Source organism: Pseudomonas sp. NFR16, assembly GCF_900108875.1.
Taxonomy (GTDB): Bacteria; Pseudomonadota; Gammaproteobacteria; order Pseudomonadales; family Pseudomonadaceae; genus Aquipseudomonas.
Map to the genome: position 1 here is coordinate 275,523 of NZ_FNYJ01000006.1, position 22,652 is coordinate 298,174.

General features: G+C 61.9%; 22 protein-coding genes. 15 read left to right on the forward strand and 7 right to left on the reverse strand.

Going from position 1 to position 22,652, the window contains the following annotated elements:
- Positions 1-79: 79 nt before the first annotated feature.
- A complete protein-coding gene (locus BMZ10_RS22450; RefSeq protein ID WP_093467361.1) occupies positions 80-1,093 on the reverse strand; it encodes a LysR family transcriptional regulator in 1,014 nt (337 codons plus the stop codon).
- Between the two features lie 4 nt (positions 1,094-1,097).
- Between BMZ10_RS22450 and BMZ10_RS27775 the strand changes: the two genes are divergently transcribed.
- The 4 genes from BMZ10_RS27775 to BMZ10_RS22465 all read left to right on the forward strand — a co-directional run bounded on the left by BMZ10_RS27775 (position 1,098) and on the right by BMZ10_RS22465 (position 4,337).
- Positions 1,098-1,274, forward strand: a complete 177-nt coding sequence (locus BMZ10_RS27775) for a hypothetical protein (RefSeq protein ID WP_177182196.1) — start codon at positions 1,098-1,100, stop codon at positions 1,272-1,274.
- Positions 1,275-1,330: 56 nt separating this feature from the next.
- Entirely contained in the window at positions 1,331-1,879 is a 549-nt protein-coding gene (locus BMZ10_RS22455; protein ID WP_093467363.1) for a TetR/AcrR family transcriptional regulator, read from the forward strand.
- A gap of 242 nt (positions 1,880-2,121) precedes the next feature.
- Positions 2,122-2,982: an N-acyl homoserine lactonase family protein gene (locus tag BMZ10_RS22460; RefSeq protein WP_093467365.1), complete on the forward strand. Its 861-nt coding sequence runs from the start codon at positions 2,122-2,124 to the stop codon at positions 2,980-2,982.
- 125 nt (positions 2,983-3,107) lie between these two features.
- Positions 3,108-4,337, forward strand: a complete 1,230-nt coding sequence (locus BMZ10_RS22465) for an MFS transporter (RefSeq protein WP_093467367.1) — start codon at positions 3,108-3,110, stop codon at positions 4,335-4,337.
- Here the strand turns inward: BMZ10_RS22465 and BMZ10_RS22470 are convergent, their stop codons facing one another.
- Positions 4,338-5,261 carry a LysR family transcriptional regulator gene (locus tag BMZ10_RS22470; protein ID WP_093467369.1) on the reverse strand — a complete coding sequence of 308 codons (924 nt, stop codon included), beginning with the start codon at positions 5,259-5,261 and terminating at the stop codon, positions 4,338-4,340.
- Positions 5,262-5,361: 100 nt separating this feature from the next.
- On the opposite strand from BMZ10_RS22470, the gene BMZ10_RS22475 reads away from it, so the two are divergent.
- Positions 5,362-6,222 carry an aldo/keto reductase family oxidoreductase gene (locus BMZ10_RS22475; protein WP_093467371.1) on the forward strand — a complete coding sequence of 287 codons (861 nt, stop codon included), beginning with the start codon at positions 5,362-5,364 and terminating at the stop codon, positions 6,220-6,222.
- A gap of 45 nt (positions 6,223-6,267) precedes the next feature.
- Here BMZ10_RS22475 and yghU read toward each other — a convergent pair whose 3' ends face one another.
- Both yghU and BMZ10_RS22485 read right to left on the reverse strand, forming a co-directional pair.
- Positions 6,268-7,107, reverse strand: coding sequence for a glutathione-dependent disulfide-bond oxidoreductase (gene yghU, locus BMZ10_RS22480; RefSeq protein ID WP_093467373.1), 840 nt, complete (start codon positions 7,105-7,107; stop codon positions 6,268-6,270).
- Between the two features lie 317 nt (positions 7,108-7,424).
- A complete protein-coding gene (locus BMZ10_RS22485; RefSeq protein WP_093467375.1) occupies positions 7,425-9,140 on the reverse strand; it encodes an amidase in 1,716 nt (571 codons plus the stop codon).
- Between the two features lie 550 nt (positions 9,141-9,690).
- On the opposite strand from BMZ10_RS22485, the gene BMZ10_RS22490 reads away from it, so the two are divergent.
- Together BMZ10_RS22490 and BMZ10_RS22495 are read left to right on the forward strand one after the other, a co-directional pair.
- Positions 9,691-10,401 (forward strand): TerC family protein, encoded by a 711-nt coding sequence (locus BMZ10_RS22490; RefSeq protein WP_093467378.1) that lies wholly within the window; start codon positions 9,691-9,693, stop codon positions 10,399-10,401.
- 136 nt (positions 10,402-10,537) lie between these two features.
- On the forward strand, positions 10,538-11,419 hold the full coding sequence (locus BMZ10_RS22495; RefSeq protein WP_093467381.1) for a DMT family transporter: 882 nt from the start codon (positions 10,538-10,540) through the stop codon (positions 11,417-11,419).
- Positions 11,420-11,451: 32 nt separating this feature from the next.
- On the opposite strand, the gene BMZ10_RS22500 is transcribed toward BMZ10_RS22495, so the two are convergent.
- Positions 11,452-11,886, reverse strand: a complete 435-nt coding sequence (locus BMZ10_RS22500) for a GNAT family N-acetyltransferase (RefSeq protein WP_093467384.1) — start codon at positions 11,884-11,886, stop codon at positions 11,452-11,454.
- Between the two features lie 410 nt (positions 11,887-12,296).
- Between BMZ10_RS22500 and katG the strand changes: the two genes are divergently transcribed.
- Entirely contained in the window at positions 12,297-14,564 is a 2,268-nt protein-coding gene (gene katG / locus BMZ10_RS22505) for a catalase/peroxidase HPI (protein ID WP_093467387.1), read from the forward strand.
- 127 nt (positions 14,565-14,691) lie between these two features.
- Here the strand turns inward: katG and BMZ10_RS22510 are convergent, their stop codons facing one another.
- Complete coding sequence (locus BMZ10_RS22510) at positions 14,692-14,901, reverse strand: hypothetical protein (protein ID WP_093467390.1); 210 nt, start codon at positions 14,899-14,901, stop codon at positions 14,692-14,694.
- A 374-nt stretch (positions 14,902-15,275) separates the two neighbouring features.
- Between BMZ10_RS22510 and BMZ10_RS27780 the strand changes: the two genes are divergently transcribed.
- Complete coding sequence (locus BMZ10_RS27780) at positions 15,276-15,452, forward strand: hypothetical protein (RefSeq protein WP_177182183.1); 177 nt, start codon at positions 15,276-15,278, stop codon at positions 15,450-15,452.
- A 173-nt stretch (positions 15,453-15,625) separates the two neighbouring features.
- On the opposite strand, the gene BMZ10_RS22515 is transcribed toward BMZ10_RS27780, so the two are convergent.
- Positions 15,626-17,530, reverse strand: coding sequence for a sigma 54-interacting transcriptional regulator (locus BMZ10_RS22515; RefSeq protein WP_093467393.1), 1,905 nt, complete (start codon positions 17,528-17,530; stop codon positions 15,626-15,628).
- Between the two features lie 236 nt (positions 17,531-17,766).
- Here BMZ10_RS22515 and BMZ10_RS22520 point away from each other — a divergent pair, with 236 nt between their 5' ends.
- The 6 genes from BMZ10_RS22520 (at position 17,767) to BMZ10_RS22545 (ending at position 22,598) form a co-directional block, all read left to right on the forward strand.
- Positions 17,767-18,249 (forward strand): MSMEG_0572/Sll0783 family nitrogen starvation response protein, encoded by a 483-nt coding sequence (locus BMZ10_RS22520; RefSeq protein ID WP_062387355.1) that lies wholly within the window; start codon positions 17,767-17,769, stop codon positions 18,247-18,249.
- Between the two features lie 237 nt (positions 18,250-18,486).
- Positions 18,487-19,464: a Nit6803 family nitrilase gene (locus BMZ10_RS22525; RefSeq protein ID WP_093467396.1), complete on the forward strand. Its 978-nt coding sequence runs from the start codon at positions 18,487-18,489 to the stop codon at positions 19,462-19,464.
- Positions 19,451-20,533, forward strand: a complete 1,083-nt coding sequence (locus BMZ10_RS22530; RefSeq protein WP_093467399.1) for an MSMEG_0568 family radical SAM protein — start codon at positions 19,451-19,453, stop codon at positions 20,531-20,533. Before BMZ10_RS22525 ends, BMZ10_RS22530 begins: the two co-directional genes overlap by 14 nt.
- A gap of 149 nt (positions 20,534-20,682) precedes the next feature.
- Entirely contained in the window at positions 20,683-21,243 is a 561-nt protein-coding gene (locus BMZ10_RS22535; protein WP_093467402.1) for an MSMEG_0567/Sll0786 family nitrogen starvation N-acetyltransferase, read from the forward strand.
- On the forward strand, positions 21,236-22,276 hold the full coding sequence (locus BMZ10_RS22540; RefSeq protein ID WP_093467405.1) for a sll0787 family AIR synthase-like protein: 1,041 nt from the start codon (positions 21,236-21,238) through the stop codon (positions 22,274-22,276). Before BMZ10_RS22535 ends, BMZ10_RS22540 begins: the two co-directional genes overlap by 8 nt.
- 1 nt (position 22,277) lies before the next feature.
- Positions 22,278-22,598 carry an MSMEG_0570 family nitrogen starvation response protein gene (locus BMZ10_RS22545; protein ID WP_093467408.1) on the forward strand — a complete coding sequence of 107 codons (321 nt, stop codon included), beginning with the start codon at positions 22,278-22,280 and terminating at the stop codon, positions 22,596-22,598.
- Positions 22,599-22,652: the final 54 nt, after the last annotated feature.

Below are 22,652 nucleotides of genomic sequence, written 5' to 3' on the forward strand. Positions count from 1 at the left end.
TGAAGTTTGCCGTTGATAGCGTCGTGAAACTGTATGCAAAGGGCCCGGCTGAAACACTTGTACCAACGGAAGGTGGACCCTAGTCCTTCGTATGAGCAGCGCCGTTGCAGACCGGCAAAGCCGCTGAGGCCTTGTCGATATTTATGCTGCCGCGGCCTGGGGGTGCGTCGGGCGGGCGCGTGAACAAAGGCATTTCAAGCGACAGCGCAACGCAGCGGTCCTTGATCCAGCGGTAAAGCTGGCGAATCGCAGGGGAGAACTGCTTGCGATGCGGGCAGATGAAATTCAGCGGAAACGCTTCGCTCAGATGATCGGTGCAAAGCACTACCAGCGCGCCGCTTTTCACGTCCGCGCTGATGTCCAGCCAGGACTTGTAGACGATGCCGTGGCCGGCCAGCGCACTGCGTCGGATGACGTCAGCATCATCGCTGATCACAGGGCCTTTGACGGTCACCGACAGGACGCCATCGGCAGTGGGAAATCTCCATTTGTCGTAGACCTTGCCGTTCAATTCGTACTGCAGGCAGGCGTGGTGGATCAGATCGGCAGGGGAGTGCGGCCTGCCGTGTCGGGCGATGTACGAAGGCGACGCCGCCAGCACGCGGCGGTTGTCCGGAATGAGCGGCAGACAGACATAATTGGCGTCCTGCAGAGTGCCGTAACGTATCGCCACATCCACCGGTTCGCGGTAGACATCCGCCAGTTTGTCCGACACCGAGAGGCGCAGTCCGAAGCCCGGGTGGTTCTGCCGGTATTCCAGCAACCACGGCAGCAGCACGTTGCGGCCCAGATCGGAAGAGCAGGCAATCTGCAACATGCCCTGCAACTGGTCTTCGTCGGTGCGAATGCCTTCACGCCCGGCATGCAGCGCCTGCAGCGCTTCACGGGCGAACGGCAGATAGAACTCGCCTTCGGCAGTCAGGCGCAGACTGCGCGTCGAGCGGGCGAACAGGCGAATATCCAGCTCGCGCTCCAGACGCTTGATCGCAGCACTGACCTGCGCCGGCAGCACGTCGAGCTTGCGCGCCACGGCAGAAAAACTGTCCTGCGAAGCGGCTTTTACGAAGATGTCGAGGTCATCCAGTCGAATCATGGGCGTGAATCTTCTCGTTCCGACGCATCTGCGCCAAGGTTGCGTGTGGCATGCTGGGCAATTACAGGTGGTTGAAAAAGCCATGCATGGCGCCAACAGCTTCACTGCAGCAGTGAAATTGAAAGGCGAACATGCGGACCACGGAAAAAGTCCTGAAACAGCCAGCCAAGAAGTAGCATAATAAACCGATTGGTTCACTATGTTTTTTGATTGCCGCTCATTTACGAGAGAGATGTCATGGGCAGACCCAGGAAATTCAGTCGGGAAACCGTCCTCGAAAAAGCCTTGCCGATATTTTGGCAGTACGGCTTCGCGGGCACGTCGCTGCAGCACCTTGAGCAAGCGACCGGCGTCAACAAGTCCGGGCTCTATTCGGAGTTCAAGGACAAGCAGGATCTGTTCTTCAACGCCTTGGTGTACTACTACCAGAACCGTGGAGCGCTGGGAATTCTGGCGCAGGAGCCGCTGGGCTGGGGCAACATCGAACGCTTCCTGCGCCTGTGCGAACCGCAGGAGAGCGGCTGTGTGGGCTGTTTCTCGGTCAATGCATTGCGCGAATTCGCCCTGCTGTCCGACGAAATCCGTCACGTCCTGGCGGAATGCCACCGACGCCTGCTTCCCGAAATCGCCGCGAATATCAGCGCCGAAAACCCTACGCTGCCACCCCAGGTCATCGCCGACATCGTGATGACGTTTTTCTCCGGCGTGTGCGTTGAAAGCAGCCTGCCAAAGGCTGAAAACAGCGATCCCGTGGGGCAATTCATGCAGGCCGTGCGGATGCTCTGAGCGGCAAACTAACCGAAAACAGTTTTGAACTGATCGTTTGTATAGGTTGCAGACAGCTGTTCACTCGATCTATATTGAACCGGTCGGTTCTAAATAGCGTCGGGTGATCCCTGCGTTCTGGTTAGCCATCACCCAGATGGCGCCGCACCCAATGAACCCTTCAACCAAAGCGTCGAGCTTCGCAGCCCGGCAACGGCGAAGCCTTGCCTGACAACAGGTATTCATCTGTAAGGAGAATCACCATGGCATTGAAAATCCACCCGATCAACCTCGGCAATATGCAGCTTGATTCCAGCGGCCTTGTCATGTTCCGCAACCCCGGCCAGCAGGTAACGATTCCTGTACTGGGCTTTCTGATCACCGGTGGTGAGGAGCCCATTCTGGTTGACACCGGCTCACGCAGCGTCGAGCAATACGCGGCATTCGGGCTGCCGTACGAAGTCACGCCGCAGATGACGCTGGAATACCATCTCGCTCAGCACGGCCTGCGGATGCAAGACATCCGGCACATCCTGCACACCCACGCACACATCGATCATGTCGGCATGACCGATCTGTTCCCGATGGCGACGACGGTGGGCATTTCCCGTCGAGAACTGGAGTTTGCCGCGTCGGGCATCATGGGCCCGTTGATGTACACCGCTGCCGACACCAAGCACCTGATCGACCGCTTGCACACCCGAGGCGCGATTCGTCTGTTTGATGTCGATGGCACCTTCGAAGAAGAGGTCATCCCGGGCGTTGCCGTGCGACTGGCCGGCGGTCATACGCCCGGCTCGCTGTCGATTCTGGTCGAGACAGACGAAGGCATGGCGAACATCTGCGGCGATATTGCCTATAACCTGCAAGACCAAATCATCGACCCGATTCTCGACCAGGCATCCCACGAGCCGACCATCACTGCGAACCGTGCGATGTCGACGCTGGAAGAGAAGAAAGCCATCAAACGCGCGCTGGCCGACAGCAGGTTCTTGCTGCCCAGCCATGATGTTCCGGCCCTGATCAGCGGTGGCAAGGTGGTGGGATTGATGCACGACGCCATCTCCAACCCGCGCGCGGATGTCACCAAAGCATCCGCTTATTCGCCGCTGACCGGGGCGTGAGGATGGCGTTCGTGGCCAGTGCGCCAGTCCGCCATTGGCGAGTGGTGCGTCTGAGCGTGGGCATGGCGATTTTCGCATCTGGCGCCTGCCTGCTGATCAATCATCTGTGCTGAAGTGAGGCAATCATGAGTGATATCTCAGCCCAATCGGCGCCTGCTGGCGTGTTCCGGACGCAACAGCGTCTTTCGCCCCGCATGCGTTTTTACCTGTTGGCCTCAATCACCCTGTCTTTCCTGGCGGGTTCGAGCGTGCCGACGCCGATTTACCCGATCTACCAGAGCGAGTGGCATTTCTCCCCGGTGACCATCACCTACATCTTCAGCGTTTATTCGCTGTCGGTGCTGGTCGCGCTGCTGGTGGTCGGCAGGCTGTCGGACTATATCGGACGGCGGCCGGTATTGCTGGTCGCCACGCTCGCGCAAATGCTCGCGATGTACCTGATGGGCACTGCCGAGGGTCTGGGCGACCTGATCGGTGGACGGGTCCTGCAAGGGCTGTCCACCGGCGCGGCGGTTTCGGCGGTCGGGGCCGGACTGATCGATATCGACCGACAGCGCGGGGCAGTCGCCAACGCCATCGCACCGGTCAGCGGCAGCGCGTTGGGGGCGCTGATGGGCAGTGTTCTGGTGCAGTTCCTGCCGTTCCCCACGCACACCGTTTTCGCGGTATTGGGCGCCATCTTCATCGCCCAGTTCGCGGGGCTGCTGCTGATCAGGGACACGGTCCCGGTGCGGTCGGGAGTGCTGCGATCGCTGATCCCACAGTTTGCCGTCCCTGCGCAGGTACGCGGTGCCATGCTGGTGGCTTCGGCGGTGTTCGTCGCTGGCTGGGCACTGGCAGGCTTCTACGCATCGCTGGGTCCGGCACTGATCAGGACCGTGTTCGGCTTGCCCGCATCGCTGATGGGAGGCGTGGCGCTGGCGGTGTTTTCCGGCAGTGGCGTGCTCGCCATTCTGGCGCTCGGAACGCGAACCGCGCGCGAGCTGTCCTGGGCCGGCAGCGCCGGTCTGCTGACGGGCATGGCGTTGTCGCTGGCCTCACTTCAATTGCCATCAGTGACGGTGTTCTTCTGTGGCGTGGCGCTGGCGGGAGCCGGATTCGGCACCGGTTTTCAGGGTGGCATACGGCTGGTCGTCACCAAGGCGCTCGCTCATCAGCTGGCCGGCGTGCTCTCGGTGGCGTTCGTCTGCTGCTATCTGGGCATGGGCGCACCGGCAATCGCCGCCGGCTATGCGGTCGCCAGCGGAATCGACATCATTTTTACAGCCCAGGTGTTCGGATCCCTGGTGATCGTGCTTGCGTTGCTGGCGATGTCAGGGTTGGTGATGTCCCGGCCGGTGAATGAGCCCGTCTGATCAGCTGGGTCGGGACTGGCGTGATCGGCGTTGAGCGTTGATGAAATCGATGAACGCACGCAGCGGCGAGGGCAGATAACGTCGCCCCGGATAGTAAAGGAACGGCCCGGAGAAACGCTGCCACCAGGGTTCAAGGACAGGCTCCAGCGCGCCGCTGTCCAAGTAGGGACGCAACCAGTCCTCGAACAGAAAGATAATGCCCAGACCATCGACAGCCGCCTGCACGGCCAGATCGACGGCCCCGCCGATCCTGACGATCAGCGGTCCTGAAGGATCGACACGGACAAGTTCGCCGTCTCGCTCGTATTCCCAGAGCGGCATGGCACCGCTGGGGAATTTGCCGCGCAGGCAACTGTGCTGAAGCAAATCCCCGGGATGTTCGGGGCGTCCACGCGCAGCCAGGTAGGCCGGCGAGGCTGCGGTTGCGAAACGTTGAACGCGCGGCCCGATGGGCACGGCGATCATGTCCTGTTCCAGACGCTCGTCGTAGCGGATGCCGGCATCGCAGCCAGCGGCCAGCATGTCGACGAAGCTTTCTTCGGCCACCACTTCCAGACGAATGTCTGGGTGGGCTTGCAGGAAGGGTGTGATGATCGTCGGCAACACCAGCCGCGCTGCGCTGACCGGCACATTGAGCCTGAGCGTGCCGGATGGCCGGTCACGAAAATCGTTGACCACGTCCAGCGCTGACTCTACTTCGCCCAGTGCCGGCACGATGCGTTCCATCAGGCGCGCCCCCGCTTCGGTCGGCGCGACGCTGCGCGTGGTCCGGTTGAGCAACCGCACGCCCATGCGTGCCTCCATGCGTCGCACTGCATCGCTCAGGCTGGAGGCTGACTTGCCGCTCGCCCGCGCACCTTCCCTGAAACCGCCCGCGTTGACCACGGCAACGAAGGCCAGCAAGTCCTGAATGTCTGTCGCCATTGTTCGCTCATCCGTACAACCCGTGCCGATTGCACCTGATTATCATGAAGGTGGTCAATGCCTATAGTGCTCGCACACACCGAAAACGAGGACATTACGCATGAACGAAGCGAGCAAGGCGGGCACTTTCCGGTTAGGCGACCGCACGGTCAATCGTATGGGCTATGGGGCGATGCAGCTTGCCGGCCCGCAAGTCTACGGACCGCCGAAAGACCCACAGGCGGCTATCGCTGTATTGCGCGAAGCGGTCGACAGCGGCATTAACCACATCGATACCTCTGATTTTTATGGGCCGCACGTCACCAATCGCTTGATCCGCGAGGCCTTGCATCCTTATGCGGACGATCTGGTGATCGTGACGAAAGTCGGCGCATCCCGTGGCGCGGACGCCTCCTGGAATCCTGCGCAGAGTCCCGCCGAGCTGGTGTCAGCGGTGCATGACAACCTGCGCAATCTGGGGGTCGATGTGCTGGAAGTGGTGAATTTCAGGGCTTGGGGCAACATGCATGCGCCCGGCGAGGGATCCATCGAAGCGCAGTTCACCGCGCTTGCCGAACTGCAACGTCAAGGCCTCATTCGTCATCTGGGGCTGAGCAATGTCACCGCGCAGCAGGTCGTGCAGGCTCAGGGTATCGCGGACGTGGTGTGCGTGCAGAATCACTACAACCTGTCCCATCGCGATGACGAACAACTGATCGCTGAACTGGGCAGGCAGGGCATCGCCTACGTGCCATTCTTCCCGATGGGAGGCTTCACGCCATTGCAATCGCAGACCTTGTCCAGCGTCGCCGGGCGCCTGGGCACTTCACCCCTCTGCCTGGCGCTGGCCTGGCTGCTGCAACATTCGCCGAATATCCTGTTGATTCCGGGCACATCATCGGTGATGCATCTGCGCGAAAACCTCACCGCCAGTGATCGGGTCATCCCCGCTGACCTGCTTGCCGAGCTGAACGCGGCGTGAGCGCCGCAGCGGGAACCTGGCGCCGGTTCCCGCGGGTCGCTGAGGTCAGTCCAGATCGGCAGCCGAATGCCGTTCCGGTACTTGCTGGCTTTCCTCGCCCCAGGTCCGGTTGACCCGCAGACCGCGAACCACGGCAGGCCGGTTGGCGATTTCCTCGGCCCAGCGCTGCACGTGGGTGTAGTCCTGAGCGGCAAGGAACTCTGCAGCTGAATAGACCGTATTGCGCACCAGTTGGCCGTACCAGGACCACACTGCAATATCGGCGATGGTGTAGTACTCGCCGGCAAGATAACGACTTTCGCCCAGGCGGCGGTCGAGCACGTCCAGTTGCCGCTTGGCTTCCATGGTGAAACGGTTGATCGGGTATTCCAGCTTCTCAGGCGCGTAGGCGAAGAAGTGCCCGAAGCCGCCGCCCAGATACGGCGCGGCGCCCATCTGCCAGAACAGCCAGTTCAGCGTCTCGGTGCGTCCGGCAGGGTCTTTGGGCAGAAACGCGCCGAATTTCTCTGCCAGGTACAGCAGGATAGAACCGGATTCGAACACCCGGATCGACGGCTCGACACTGCGGTCCAGCAACGCCGGAATTTTCGAGTTCGGGTTAATGTCGACGAAGCCGCTGCCGAACTGATCGCCCTCACCGATACGGATGAGCCAGGCATCGTACTCCGCATCGAAGTGTCCCAGCGCGAGCAGTTCTTCGAGGAGAATCGTGACCTTCACGCCGTTGGGCGTGGCCAGTGAATACAGCTGTAACGGCTGCTTGCCTACCGGCAATACCTTTTCATGGGTCGGCCCTGCGGTGGGGCGGTTGATGCTGGCGAACTGACCGCCGGAAGGCGCTTCGTATTTCCACACTTTCGGCAGGACGTAAGGGGCCTTGCTCATGAACGATTCTCCTGAGGTTTGACGCGCCTGACGCGGAGCGTGCCGGCAGCGTATCGGGTCATGAGACCGTTTCGTCCACACGGTTGACCGCGTGGTCTGTCACTGGCCTCGGGAAGGCGACAAATGTTTCACGAATTGTCATCAAACGACAAGACTTGTGTCGATCCGTTGCTTCTTGCGCGCCAATGTGGCCGGCGACCGGGTGCGGGATATCAGCAAGGCGGTCGCCGCCACGTCGTGTTTCGTGCCGTCGCCCGACTTCCTGGAAAGGGAAGATTAAAGGCGTCGGGGCGTGCGCCGCCCCGATCCTGATCAGGTCACTGTCTGGGGTTCGACAGCGGTGGCGTGCGTGGCGGGATCATTCGCTTGCTGCCGAGCGCCTCGAATGCCGAGGCAAAACGCAGCAGCGCCGAGTCGTCGTAGGCGCGACCGGCGAAAGTGAGCCCGACCGGCATGCCGATGTCGGCCATCACGCCCATCGGCACCGTGACCGTCGGCACGCCCAGGTGTCGGATTGCCAGATTGCCATTGGCGACCCAGACGCCGTTGCTCCAGGCGATGTCCGCCGATACAGGGTCGACATCGGCATTGGCCGGGCCGACGTCGGCGACGGTGGGAAACAGCACGGCGTCCAGGCCCAAGCGCTCCATCCATTCTTCCAGATCGATGCGCCGGGTTTTCTCAAGCCCACGCAACCCATCGGGCAGCGTGTCGATCTGGTCCCACGGCGTGATGCCGCGCTCGGCCATCCTGACGTATTCGTCCATCCCCGCCGCCAGATCGCCCTCGCGGTTGGGCAGGGTGCCGGGGTCGTGAGGGAAGATCTTCGGACCGTCCACATTCACCAGCCGGTTCAGGTTCGGGTCGCCGTTGGCCTGCAGGAAATCGTCGAAGGCCCAGGCGGTCAGGTCCCACAATTCATGGTGCAGAAACGCCTTCGACACCAGACCGCGATTGAACACGGTCGGCGCGCCGGGACGATCGCCCTCGCAATTGGACACCAGCGGGAAATCCACATCGATCACTTCGGCGCCATGGGCCACCAGCGCCTTGCGCGCCTGCTCCCACAGATCGATCACCGACGCTCGGGTGTTGATGCGTTGCCCGGTCGGGCCGCCGATGCCAGGCGCGTCTGAGGTACCCGCCTCGGGGTCGGCGTTGATGTACATGCGCGGGATGCCGAAGCGTTTGCCGGCGAGCGCTTCGCTCCCGGTGGCCAGTGCTGCGTAGGACTGAGGCCGCACGGAGGCCACTGACGGAATCGGCACCCAGGGCTGCAAGCGCCACAGGTCACCGCGTTTGTCCGGGTCTTCGGCGACCACGACATCCAGCACTTCGAGCAGGTCGGCCATGGTTCTGGCATAAGGCACCACAACGTCCATGGTCGGTGTCAGCGGCCAGTTTCCGCGCACCGAAATCACCCCGCGCGAAGGCGTGTAGGCGCACAGACCATTGTTCGACGCTGGCCCGCGTCCGCTGGACCAGGTTTCTTCGGCCAGGCCAAATGCGCAGAAGCTGGCAGCGGTCGCCGTGCCCGCGCCGTTCGAGGAGCCGGAGGCGAACGGAGCGGTCAGGTAGTCAGCGTTATAAGGACTTTCTGCGCGACCATACACGCCACGCTGCATGCCGCCGTTGGCCATCGGCGGCATGTTGGTCTTACCCAGACAGATCGCGCCGCCGGCGCGCAGACGTTCGATGGTGAAGGCGTCACGACAGGCGAGGAGTTTCGCGAATGCCGGGCTGCCGGAGGCCGCCGTCAGCCCTTTGACCAGGTAACTGTCCTTGGCGGTATAGGGAATGCCATCGAGCGGGCCGAGGGTCTGGCCGCGGGCCCGGCGTGCGTCGCTGGCCCGGGCTTCGTTGAGCGCTTCAGGGTTGCGCACCACGACGGCATTGAGGGCGGTGGCGCTTGCCGGGCCATCGTAGGCCTCGATGCGGGCAAGGTAGGCCTGGACCAGTTCGACCGACGTGGTCTGACCCGACTCGAGTGCGGCACGCAGTTCGGCGATGGAGGCTTCGGTGACTTCGATCATGCGTTCACCCACGGCAGAGTGGCAGGGCGGAGGAGGGCGTCGGCCCGGGTCCCGAGGACCGGGGTGTCATGTGTCTCAAGGCGGTGTGTCATATCGCTTCCCGTTGCGCTGTGTTCGCGCCTGTGCGTGTGACCCTTGCGTGGTGCGTGCAGCAGGTCGGCAGGCTTGCTTTCAGATGGCGCCTATTATGCCTCCACCTTTCAGCTTGCGCATGGCGCGCGAGATTGCCGCGCTTCGCTATGGCAAACGGCTTACACGACAGGGAGCCAAGTCGCCCTGTACGCGCAGCCTCAAGAAGCTCAGTATTGGATCCATCGACCGAGGCGCTGGATGCGCTTCGCTGGTCACGGATGATCGACCATTTGCCCGGAAGGCTTCTGACAGGACGTTGGAATGGTGTTGATATAAAAGAACCCGCTCATGCGGGTTTTTTATTGCCCGCGATAAAGCGCCCGCGCAAAGGTAAGGGCGCTCGCCGGTCGTCTCACCTGACCGGCTCATGCTGTTTAGCGGGCGCCTTCCTTTACGCGTTCGATAAGGTTTTTCGTCCATGGCCTGGCTTCAAGATCCGTTCATCTGGACTGCCCTGGCACAGATCGTCCTCATCGATCTGCTGCTGGGCGGCGACAACGCAGTGATCATCGCAATGGCATGCCGTCGCCTGCCTCGCGAGCTGCAGACCAGAGCCATCTACGGAGGCATGCTGGGGGCGGTCCTGCTGCGCATCGTCATGCTGTTTTTCGCCGTTCACCTGCTGGCGTTGCCGTTTCTGAAGCTGATCGGCGCCGCGCTGCTGTTGTGGATCGGCATCAAGCTGGCGGCCAATCAGGAGGAGGGCGAAGAACAGATCGACGGCGGCACGCAGCTGTGGACGGCGATTAAAACGGTGATCGTCGCGGACGTCGTGATGTCGCTGGACAACGTACTGGCCGTGGCCGCAGCCGGTAACGGCAATGTGTATCTGGTGGCGGCGGGGGTTGTCGTCAGTATCCCGATCATCGTCATCGGCAGCCGTTTCGTGTTGGCGGTGATGGCACGCTTCAGCTGGCTGGTGATCGCCGGCGGCGGGCTGATCGGCTGGATCGCAGGCGGTATGGCGGTCAGTGATCCTTCGCTGCAGCCTTACCTGCCCGATGCTGCGTGGCTGCACTGGGCCGCCAGCGGGATCGCCGCCGTGCTTGTGGTGTTGACCGGCATCGGCCTTGGGCGCAGAAGTCAGCGCAACGTCGAGCAGGCCAAAGGCGACCCGGAGCGCACCTGATCAGCGCTCGTCGGGCCTGCCAGGCGGGAGATAGGCTGCATTAGTGTTCACGCCTGCTGCATCTGCGCCAGCGAGCCCTTGACGTACCAGACCCTACAGTGTGTATTCGGCACTCCTTCGACCATCAGGCGCTGAAATGACTTTCGATCACCGTTCCCACCGTCACGTCATCGGCATGTGGTTAATGGCCGGCGTGGCGCTGGTGTTTGCCAGTCATGACGCCATTTCCAAGACGCTGATCTTCTCGCTCCCGGTGATCTTCGTGGCCTGGGCGCGTTACCTGGTGCATTCGGCGCTGGTGACCACGGTGATTCTGCGCAGCAAGGGCGAAAAGGTGTTCCACACCCGAAGGCCATGGCTGCATTTGCTCCGGGCGGTCTGTCTGCTGGCCGACAGCCTGACTTTTCTGTTCGGCCTGACCCACGTCCCGATCGCCGAATCCACCGCGCTGGTGTTTCTCGCGCCGGCCTTCGTCACGATCCTGTCGCCGTTTTTCTTCGGCATCAAGGCTGACCGTTTGCAATGGCTGTCGGTGGTGCTCGGGTTCATCGGCGTGCTGGTGATCATCAATCCGGCCAGCGATTCGTTTACGCTGTGGATGCTGTTTCCGCTGGCCACGGCGCTGTTTTTCGCGTTGTACCAACTGCTCACCCAACTGGCCAGTGAGACCGACAGCCCTTCGGTGTGCAGTTTTTACGTGGGTGTGTTCAGCACGCTGATCCTGAGCGTCATCGTGCCGTTTTACTGGGCGCATCCCGACTGGCTGCAAGTGGGACTGTTGCTGGTGCTGGGCGGGCTCGGCCTGTGCGCGCACTTCCTGATGGCGCAGTCCTACCGGTTTGCGTCTTCGTCGGTGCTGGCGCCGCTGGGTTACCTGCAGATCATCTTTGCGACGATCTACGGCATCCTGCTGTTCGGCAATTACCCGGTCGCCAGCTCGGTGTTCGGCATCGGCCTGATTTTCATCAGTGGCCTGCTGGTGTACGGCAGACGCCAGCCCGCGGCGGCTGCGCAGTAGGGGACGGGCACCCAGGCCCGGCCATACGCCGTTCAGGCGTTTTCGTTGCCTGGGCGGGTGAACGAATACCGGTCGATGTCGCGCCTCAGTTGCCAGCCCCGGTTATGCCAGTGGCGAGCGGCGGACTCGTTGGTCTTCAGCACATCGAGGTGGCATTTATGCACGCCCTGTTCTTCCAGGCTGGCCAGGCAACGCCTGACCAGTGCATCGCCGATGCCCTGACGCCGAAACTGCGGGAGCACCAACAGGTGCTGCAAATACCCGCGTCGGCCATCGTGCCCGCACATGACGCAGCCGCAGAGGCCCGATTCGGCCTCGGCAACGAAGCTCATGCCGGGATTTCGCTGCAGATATCGCATCGTTGCCTCGCGTGAATCCGCATCGCGCAGGGAGATGCCCGGCGTCTGGCGCATGAGGTCGATGACCTTGTCGTAGTCGTCCAGGGTCATGGTGCGGATCTTGATCATTGGCGCAGCCTGCATGAAGGTCGGCGGTGCAGATTAGCAGAGTGACCGAAAACCGGTCATGACGCGTCTGGCACAGCGTCCGGCTCTGACTTGCGTTTGCTGAAAGACTCCCTCTATCACCGCTCAATGCTCTGGCTATTAGAAGTCTGGCCGAAGGCGTCTAGTCTTATGCTGCGTCGGCCGAAGTCCGACCGGTTGGAACCTGATAAGGAGATAAGAATGAGCTCAAGCTTGCTGCCGTCGTGAAACCGGGTTTCAACGATTTATTTCGTTGATCCGCTGTGCTTCATGACCGGCCTGCCCGGATGATGTGCCGGCTGGCCCGCACTCTCTGCTACTGAGTTCACCCATGGTCGTCCTGGCTGCACAGCGGCGGGCGCCAGGTGAACACGACCAAAGGTAGACCCATCATGGCAACAGAATCGAAATGCCCTTTCAATCACGCGGCCGGCGGTGGCACCACGAACCGTGACTGGTGGCCGAATCAGTTGAACCTTAAAATTCTTCATCAGCATTCGTCCTTGTCCGACCCCATGGACGAGGCATTTGACTACGCCAAAGAGTTCAAGAGTCTGGACTTCGAGGCAGTGAAACAGGATCTGCGCGAGGTCATGACCCGTTCCCAGGACTGGTGGCCGGCGGACTTCGGGCACTATGGCCCGCTGTTCGTGCGCATGGCCTGGCACAGTGCAGGCACCTACCGCACAGGGGACGGGCGCGGCGGCGCGGGAGCGGGGCAGCAGCGGTTCGCCCCCCTCAACAGCTGGCCCGACAACGTGAGCCTGGACAAGGCGCGGCGGCTGATCTGGCCGGTCAAGCAGAAATACGGGCGCAAGATCTCCTGGGCCGATCTGATCGTCCTCACGGGCAATGTCGCGCTGGAATCCATGGGCTTCAAAACATTCGGATATTCCGGCGGACGCCCCGATGTGTGGGAACCGGACGAAGACGTTTACTGGGGCGCGGAAACCACCTGGCTCGGCGGCGAGGACCGGTACGGCGCGCACAAGGACATGGAACAGCCCGGACATGGCGATCTGGTTGCCGAGCCGCAGAAGCATGGCGAAGAAGCAAGCCGCACCCTGTCCGGACCGCGAAACCTGGAAAATCCGCTTGCCGCCGTGCAGATGGGGCTGATCTACGTCAACCCCGAAGGCCCGGAAGGCGTTCCTGATCCGGTCGAGTCCGCCAAAGACATCCGCGAGACCTTTGGCCGCATGGCAATGAATGACGAGGAGACCGTCGCATTGATCGCCGGTGGTCACGCCTTCGGCAAGACCCACGGCGCAGGCCCTGCCGACAACGTCGGTCCGGAGCCGGAAGCGGCCGGGCTCGAAGAACAGGGGCTTGGCTGGCGCAATTCGTTTGGCACCGGCAAGGGGGCCGACACCATCACCAGCGGCCTGGAAGTGACCTGGACGTCAACACCCACCCAGTGGAGCAACGAGTACCTGGAAAACCTGTTCGCCTTCGACTGGGAGCTGACCAAAAGTCCGGCCGGGGCGCATCAGTGGAAGCCGAAGGACGGCGCCGGTGCCGGGCAGATTCCTCATGCCCATGATCCTGCCAAACGGCAGGAACCACGCATGCTGACGTCCGATCTGGCGCTGCGCTTCGATCCGGTCTACGAGCCGATTGCCCGTCGCTTTCGCGACAATCCGGAGCAGCTCACCGACGCCTTTGCTCGCGCCTGGTTCAAGCTGACGCACCGCGACATGGGGCCGCTGGCGCGCTACCTCGGCCCGGAAATGCCGGCCGAAGAATTGCTCTGGCAGGACCCGATTCCTGAGCGTGATCATGCCGTGGTGGACGACAACGATGTCGCCGCGCTGAAAAGCAAAATCCTCGCCGCCGGGCTTTCGGTCTCACAACTGGTGTCCACGGCGTGGGCGGCCGCTTCGACCTTCCGCGGCTCCGACAAGCGCGGTGGCGCCAATGGCGGGCGGCTGCGCCTGGCGCCGCAGAAAGACTGGCCGGCCAACCAGCCCGAGCAACTGGCTAAAGTGCTGGGCGTGCTCGAGGGCATTCAGCGTGAGTTCAACAGTGCGTCGGGCGGCAAGAAAGTCTCTCTGGCGGACCTGATCGTGCTGGCGGGGAGTGCGGGGGTCGAGCAGGCGGCTAAAAATGCCGGTCACGCTGTCACGGTGCCCTTCACGCCAGGGCGCATGGACGCGTCGCAGGAGCAGACCGACGTGGAGTCGTTCGGTTTTCTGGAACCGATCGCTGACGGCTTCCGCAACTACCTGAAAGGGCAATACACCGTGTCGGCGGAAAAACTGCTTGTCGACAAGGCGCAGTTGCTGACGCTGACCGCGCCCGAAATGACCGTGCTGCTGGGTGGGTTGCGGGTGCTCGACATCAATGTTGGGCAGAGCAGGCAAGGGGTGTTGACCGACCGTACCGGGGCCTTGACCAACGACTTCTTCAAAAACCTGCTGGACATGGCCGTTGAGTGGAAAGCGACCTCAGACGCCCATGACACGTTCGAGGCTCGGGACCGCAAGACCGGCGAGGTCAAGTGGACCGGCACCCGAGTGGATCTGGTGTTTGGCTCTCACGCTCAACTGCGCGCCATCGCCGAGGTATACGCCAGTGCAGACGCGCAAGACAAATTCGTCAAAGACTTCGTTTCGGTGTGGACGAAAGTGATGAATCTGGACCGCTTCGATCTCCACTGACACGGCTAGGAGGACTCAAGCCTGGTCATCGGCCGCCATTGCATCGGCGCGCCGCTGACCGGGCTTTTTCATGGGTCACGAGTCGATCAGGTTCTGTCGAAAAGGTCGGGCTTTCCGAGGTGAAGTGTCAGTTCGGGTTCATCAGCTGGCTGATACATGTGCCGATGATTTTGCGGTTCTCTTCGATCGAACGCAGTGACTCTCTGACTGAAAAGGCAACCACCGAACCGTTCTGATCTTCGATCCAGTTGGCGATGCCCTGCAGGGCATCGGTGAGGGCGCTTTGATTCTTCAACATGGCGTGAAGCAATGTCGGGGTGATTTCGCTGTTTTGCATAACCTGGTCCTTGTGCACTGACCGAATGCGTCAGAGAAGTGAATGATGTGCTGGAACGTTGTACCCACTGCGGCCGGCGTAACGGCAAAAGGCCATGGTCTTCTATTCGAGCGTCACCGCTGACGGAAATTCCAACCGTTTCAGCTTTTTTGTTGAAGTATTTCCTTCATGCCAGGCCGCGGATACGGGCGCCAATGCTCTGGGCCGCGGGTGGCCGTCAATCCGCTGAGTCGCCGTGGGCGGCGAGGGCGCAATGGCTACGTGCAAGCGCGTTTCAACGCTGATTCAAACACGCCGACAGCTGCCCGGCGCTCATCTGATCCGTATTTTTTACTGATAGCTGAATCTGTACTGAAACAGATGCGCGCCCGACAATGAGCTCAATCCCGGCCATCTCTTCGAGCCTGACCGGAACGCTGCACCCGGCTCGAATTCTTCTGTACCGCAAACTTCGTGTAGGAGGCCCCATGGCCAAGCTCGCAATTTTTCTGGTTGGTTTTCTGGCGTTGACCCTGATGATCGGTGTGCTGGCGACCATCTCCCCGACTTGATCGGCTCGACCGAGCATGTTCGCGAAAGCGAAGGCTAAGCGGAGCCTTCCGGCCGGTTCCCGGGCACGCTCACATCCATCGGATTCGCGATGGAAAAGCAGAGAGCTGGTTAGGCCAGAGGAACGCAGCTCGGCTTCTCGCGAATGAATGCGCTGCCAGGCCGCTCATGAGCATCACTCCATCTCAATGTCCAGCCGCTTCAGCCGGGACGCCAAGGTCGTGGGTTTGACCCCCAGCAGTTCTGCCGCGCCGCCCTTTCCGAACAGCTTGCCCTGCGCTGCCTTGAGCGCTGCGTGCATGTTGTTGCGCTCCAGCTCGCGCATCTTGCTTTCGGTGAGAAAGCCCTGTTGGGGCAGTGTCCCGTTGGAGCGGTTATCCAGGGTTTTCGGCTCGTCCGGCAGGTCCAGGTTCAAGTCCGCGCCGGTTGAGGTGATCAGCGCGCGCTCGATCACGTTCTGCAACTCACGAATATTGCCGGGCCAGGAGTAGTTCTGCAGCCGTTCGATATCGCTGTTGCGCAGGCGCCGCCCTGGCATGTTCAGACGTTTGCCGACCTGCTTGAGGAAGTGCGCGGCCAGCGGCGCTATGTCCATCGGGCGGTCACGCAGGGCGGGTGACTGGATCGGAAACACGTTGAGGCGAAAGTACAGATCCTCGCGAAAATGTTTCGCCGCGACTTCCTGGCGCAGATCGCGGTTAGTGGCGGCGATGATCCGCACATCCACTTTGCGCGTGCGCTCCTCGCCGACCCGTTCGAACTGACCCTCCTGCAGGACCCGCAGCAGTTTGCTTTGCAGCTCCAGCGGAATTTCGCCGATCTCATCGAGAAACAGCGTGCCGCCGTCGGCGAGTTCGAAACGGCCGACCCGGTCGCGCACCGCGCCGGTAAAGGCTCCGCGGATATGCCCGAAGAATTCGCTCTCGAACAACTCGGTCGGAATCGCCGCGCAGTTCACCCGGATCAGCGGATGCGCGCTGCGCCGACTGGCCTGGTGTATCGCGCGGGCGATCAGCTCCTTGCCGGTCCCGGACTCACCGTTGATCAGCACGCTGGCATCGGTGGGCGCGACCACATCGATCTGTTTGATGATCTTCAGGATTGGCGCACTCTGACCGACGATTTCGCGGAAATTGTGCTCGATGTGGATTTCTTCCTGCAGGTAGGCGTTCTGCTCTTCGAGCCGGTGCTTGAGCACCTTCAGCTCTTCCAGCGCGGTCTGCAACTGGCTCTCGGTGGTGCGCCGTTCAGTGATGTCTCGAAACACCACGACGGCCCCGGCGATGCGCCCGTCGGAGATCACCGGCGTGCTGGTGAATTCCACCGGAAAGCAGCTGCCGTCGCGCCGCCAGAACACTTCCTGACGGCCTTCATGCACCACGCCGTCATGCACCGCCTTGTAGATCGGGCATTCCTCGACCGGGTAATGGCTGCCGTCCTCATGGCTGTGATGATGGATGCGGTGGATGTTCTTGCCAAGCATGTCTTTGGGCGCCCAGCCAAGCATGCGCGCGCCGGCCGGGTTGACGAAGGTGGCCAGGCCATCGCTGTCGATCGCATAGATGCCATCGCCCACCGAGCTGAGCAGCAACTGGTTATCGCGCTCCGATTCCTGAAACAGATTGAGAATGTTGCGCCATTCGATCAGCCCGCCGCGCATGGTGCGTTCGGTGTGCGCCTGATCCTGCTGATACTTCTGCCGACTGGCCTCGCGCATGACCAGGATCAGTTGCGGGCTGCCTTTGATCTGCAGGGTGGTGGCCGACATTTCCAGTTCGATGCGCTCGCCGGTCTTGATGTTGCAACTCAAATCGTCGGTCCAGCCCCGGCCTTTGTCCATCACGGCCTGGGTGAAGACGATGAGATCCGCCAACTGGTGACCGAACAGCTTGCTCACCGGCAGCGCCAGCAATTCCTGGCGGGGATAGCCCAGCAGCTTGCAGGCGGCGATGTTGAGATCGCCGAAATGGTCGGAGAACGGGTCGAGGAGGGCGATGGCCTCGGCACAGTGCTCGAAGACCATGTGCCGCGACGAATAAGCGAGGTCGGCCCAGCCGATCAGCGAATCGGGCTCGTTCATTACGAAATCTCGTGATTTGCGATTACGAATAATCGTATTTCTACGGGAATGCGTAATTTCCTGAAAGCATCAGAAACGCCCCGGAATACCGGATCAGATGGCGATTTTGAGGAATATCAGGCAGTTACGCCTACGCTGCACATCCATTTATTTTCTGGCACGGCGTTCGCTCTGGTCCTTGTGTCACCCGGTGATCGACCCGACACCGAAAACACCTGAACCAACGGAGCGACGACATGCCAAGCGTAGACATCAACCACTATCAAGATGGCGACTTTCTGGTCAATTACGAAGAGAAGGTCTTCGAGGATGTCAAAGCCGAGCCGGGCGAAAAAGCCCTGCTGACCTTCCATACCATCGCGTTCGAAGGGTCGATTGGCCTGGTCAACATGCTTCAGGCCAAGCGCCTGCTGCGTAAGGGTTTCGAAACCAAAGTGCTGCTCTACGGACCTGGCGTGCAACTGGGTGTGCAACGTGGCTTCCCGACGCTGGGTGCCGAAGCGTTCCCAGGCCATCTGGCCGTGAACAACCAGATCAAGGCGTTCATGGCCGAAGGTGGCGAAGTCTACGCCTGCCGCTTCGCCTTGCAGGCACTGTACGGCCAGACCGAAAAAGCCCTGATCGAAGGCATTCGTCCGATCAACCCGCTGGACGTCATGGACCTGCGTCTGCTGATGCGCCGCGAGGGCGCAATGATCATCGATACCTGGACGGCCTGACTTCCCGGTGATCGTTCCCATGCTCTGCGTGGGAACGGGTCTCTGGACGCTCTGCGTCCTCTGAGTTGGCGCGGAGCGCCTGCAACGGCGTTCCCACGGGGACCGTGGGAACGATCAAGGAATTGATTCCCGAATCGCTGCAAATCCCGGTGGAAGCGAGCGTGCTCGCGAAGAGGTCCGCCACCGCGCTGAACGAAGTGGCCTCCAGCACTTTTAACGAAACAACAGGACAACCCCATGACCATCATCCGCGCCGCCGCCGTTCAGTTCAGCCCCGTGCTTTACTCTCGCCAAGCCACTGTCGACAAACTGTGCAGCACGTTGCTGGCGCTGGGGCGCGAGGGTGTGCAGTTCGCGGTATTCCCGGAAACCGTGGTGCCGTACTACCCCTATTTCTCCTTCGTTCAGCCGCCATTCGCGATGGGCAAGGAACACCTGCAACTGCTGGAACAATCGGTCACCGTGCCTTCCGATGTCACCCGCCAGATCGGCGAAGCGTGCCGGGAAGCGGGCATCGTCGCGTCGATCGGTGTGAACGAGCGCGACGGCGGGACGATTTACAACGCGCAATTGCTGTTCGACGCCGACGGCACGCTGATTCAACACCGCCGCAAGATCACCCCGACCTATCACGAGCGGATGGTCTGGGGGCAAGGCGACGGCTCCGGACTGCGCGCCGTCGACAGCGCGGTGGGTCGCATCGGCTCGCTGGCCTGCTGGGAGCATTACAACCCGCTGGCGCGTTATGCCCTGATGGCCGACGGCGAGCAGATTCACGTGGCGATGTTTCCCGGCTCTCTGGTCGGCGACATTTTTGCCGAGCAGATCGAAGTCACCATCCGCCATCACGCACTCGAATCCGGCTGTTTCGTGGTCAACGCCACGGCGTGGCTGGATGCCGATCAACAGGGCCAGATCATGCAGGACACGGGCTGTGCGCCGGGGCCGATTTCCGGCGGCTGCTTTACCGCCATCGTCTCGCCGGAAGGCAGATTGCTCGGCGAGCCCTTGAGAACGGGCGAGGGCTGGGTGATCGCCGACCTGGACCTGAAGTTGATCGACAAACGCAAACGCATGATGGACTCGGTCGGTCATTACAGCCGCCCCGAACTGCTCAGCCTGCTCATCGACCGCACACCCACCGCCAGGCTCCATGAACGCGCGGCCCACCCGATGATCCCTGCACGCGAGGAGCTCGACCATGCAGACCAATGAATTGCTCGCCGAACTGCAATGCCATGGCGTGCGCTGGCCAGCAGCGCAGAACGGCCTTTCCCGGCAGGGCGGCGCTGGCCCCTCGGACCACAAGGCGCTGACCTTCGGCGATCGGACCATGATGGTGCCGATCCTCAATCAGGCCTCGCAGAGCTCGCCGTATCAGGCTCAACCGAGCGAGGACGGCAGCCTGGCGCTGATCTTCCGCGAAGGGTTGCAGGTCGGTCAGGTGAAGATGCCCGGCGTGCCGAACTTCTATGGGCTGAGCACCGCCGACGGCATTCCCTACTGGAAGATCGCCACCTTGCACAGCGCCGATGTGCTGGCGACCACCGTGCTGCAACACTGCATCCGCTTCAACGATCGCAGCACCTCGTGTCAGTTCTGCGCCATCGGCCAGTCACTGGCGGCGGGCAAGACCATCGCCCGCAAGCGCCCGCAGCAACTGGCCGAAGTGGCGAAGGCGGCCGTGCAGCTCGACGGCGTCAAACACATGGTCATGACCACGGGCACACCGCAGACGCCCGATCGCGGCGCGGCGATCCTGTGTGAATCAGCCGCCGCCGTGACCGCCGCGGTCGACCTGCCGATCCAGGCGCAGTGTGAGCCGCCGGACGATGACATCTGGTTCCAGCGCTTGCAGGACAGCGGCGTGGTGTCGCTGGGCATGCACCTGGAAGCGGTCACCGATGAAGTGCGCCAGCGCATCATGCCGGGCAAGGCGGAGGTGCCGCTGAGCCGCTATTTCGAAGCGTTCGAAGCCGCCGTCAACGTGTTTGGGCGCGGCCAGGTCAGCACCTACATTCTGGCCGGGCTGGGCGACAGTGAAGCGGCGATCACCGAGATGAGCGAGCGCCTCAGCGCGTTGGGCGTTTACCCGTTCGTGGTGCCATTCGTGCCCATCGACGGGACGCCGCTGGCCCATCACCCGAAACCCGACAGCGCGATGATGGCGCGCCTGTACCCGCAGATCGGCGAGAGCCTGCGTCGGCACGGTCTGCACTCGGAAAATATCAACGCGGGCTGTGCCAAATGCGGTGCGTGCTCGGCGCTGAAGAATCACGAATAGAACGTCGCCACGCCTGATAACAGGTGAGCCTGCTCGCGAACGGGTTTGTCCAGTGGGCCTCCTATTGAAGGCTCTGAAGCTTTCGCCAGCACGCTCGCGTGCACAGGAACGGGCCCGTACTTGAGACATTTGAATCTGGGAGACGGATCATGCAAAACCTGGCCTTTGCCCTCGTCGACAGCACGTTCGAGCCTTTTCGGGCTGGCGAACTGGTCGTCAAGCCTGCGACCGAAAACTGGGAAAAGCAGGCGTACTTCGCCCTGCGTCGCTCGGTGTTTTCCGATGAGCAACAACTGCTGCCGCAGGACAAGGACAGCCACGACTTCCAGGCCATTGCCATTGTCGCGCTGGCCGGCAGTTGCGGCATGGCCGATCAAGTGGTGGGCGCGGTTCGCATCTACCAGCCCGAACCCGGCCTCTGGTTCGGCGGGCGGCTGTGCGTGGCCCAGCCTTATCGCCGGCACAGCATGATCGGCAAGGCGCTGGTCAATGAAGCCGTGTCGCGGGCCAAAGAGCTCGGTTGCCAGGTATTCCGCGCCACCGTACAGGCGCCCAACGAAGGGTATTTCCAGGCGCTGCAATGGCAGACACTCGACCATCTGCAGTTGCTCGGCCAGCCCCACTGCCTGATGCAGGCGGATCTGGCGAGCTATCCGCTGATGCCGCGTCAGGTTTCGCTGCGCGCCTTGAGGGTGACTCGCCATGGCTGACTCATTGGATTTGACTGCGCTGTTGCAGACGCTGCGCAGCACCCCGGCGATGCTGTCCAAACAGGCAATCCAGCAGCCGGCCGCTGTTCTGGGAGCGACGCCGAAAACCCTTTCACGGGCCGAGCTCTATGCGCTGCCGGGTGACGACACTGCAGCGATTGCCTGCGGCGACCACTTCCAGTTGCTGGCGATCGAGGGCATGTTGCCGGACTTCGTCAAGGCGGCACCCTGGTTCGCCGGCTGGTCGGCGGTGATGGCCAATGTCAGCGACATCACTGCCATGGGCGGTCGCGCGACAGCGGTGGTGAACGCGTACTGGCACCACGACGACACCGGAGCGCAGGAGATCCTCGCCGGTATCCGCGCGGCGTGCCAAGCCTACGGCCTGATGCTTGCCGGCGGCCACACCAGCCTTGCGCACGGCAATCCGTCGGCGCTGGCGGTGGCGATCACCGGTGTCGCCAGCAAGCTGCTCTCGACCTTTCATGTCAGGCCCGGTCAGGTCATCGCCATGGCGGTGGACCTCGAAGGCTATTGGCACGCCGACAGCACGTACTGGAAAGCCTTCGAAGGCGTTCCCGCCGAGCGCCTGCGCAGCAAGCTCGAAGTGCTGCCGCGCCTGGCAGAAGCACAGCTGCTGCATGCGGCCAAGGACATCAGCAATGCCGGCGTGCTCGGCAGCCTGCTGATGCTGCTGGAAACCACCGGCTGCGGCGGCGATATCGACCTGCTGCAGTTGCCATGCCCGTCGGATGCCGGCTTGGCTTTCGACTGGGCGCGCTGGCTGCAGGTGTTTCCCAGCTACGGCTTTCTCATGACGCTGGATGAGGTCGACTGGCCGAACGTGCAGGCCGCGTTCGCCTTTGAAGGGCTGCGCTGCGAGCGCATCGGTCATGTCACCGACACGGCCGAGCTCAGCGTTCAGCATGGCCTGCAGCGCCGTACGTTCTGGGACCTCAAGCAACAGCCGTTCACCGGATTCGGCTATGCCGATCTCGACCTCTCACCCTTGTCCGCTACCCAGGAGCACTGACATGCCCGCCGTCAATTTCAAGATTCGCTGGCCTAACGGCAAAGAAGCCGCCGGCTATTCGCCATCGACTGTGATCTACGAACACTTGCAGGAAGGCGCCAGTTATCCGCTGGCCGACTTTCTCGCCCGGATCGAAGGCGGCCTGAACAACGCTTCCGAGCGGGTGAAGCAGGTCAAGGGGTTCTACTGCAGTTCGGCAATGGACACCCTCAGCATGCTCAAAGGGCAGGCTCATTATCAGGAAGACGGGCCAGTGCAGATCCTGAGCATGCGTACCGAAGGCGGCGGCCGGTTAACCGGTGCGGGCTGGAGTTCTTTTTAGTCTGCCTTTCACTCGGCATTTTTGATCTGAACCGGGCCTTGTACGTACGGGCGC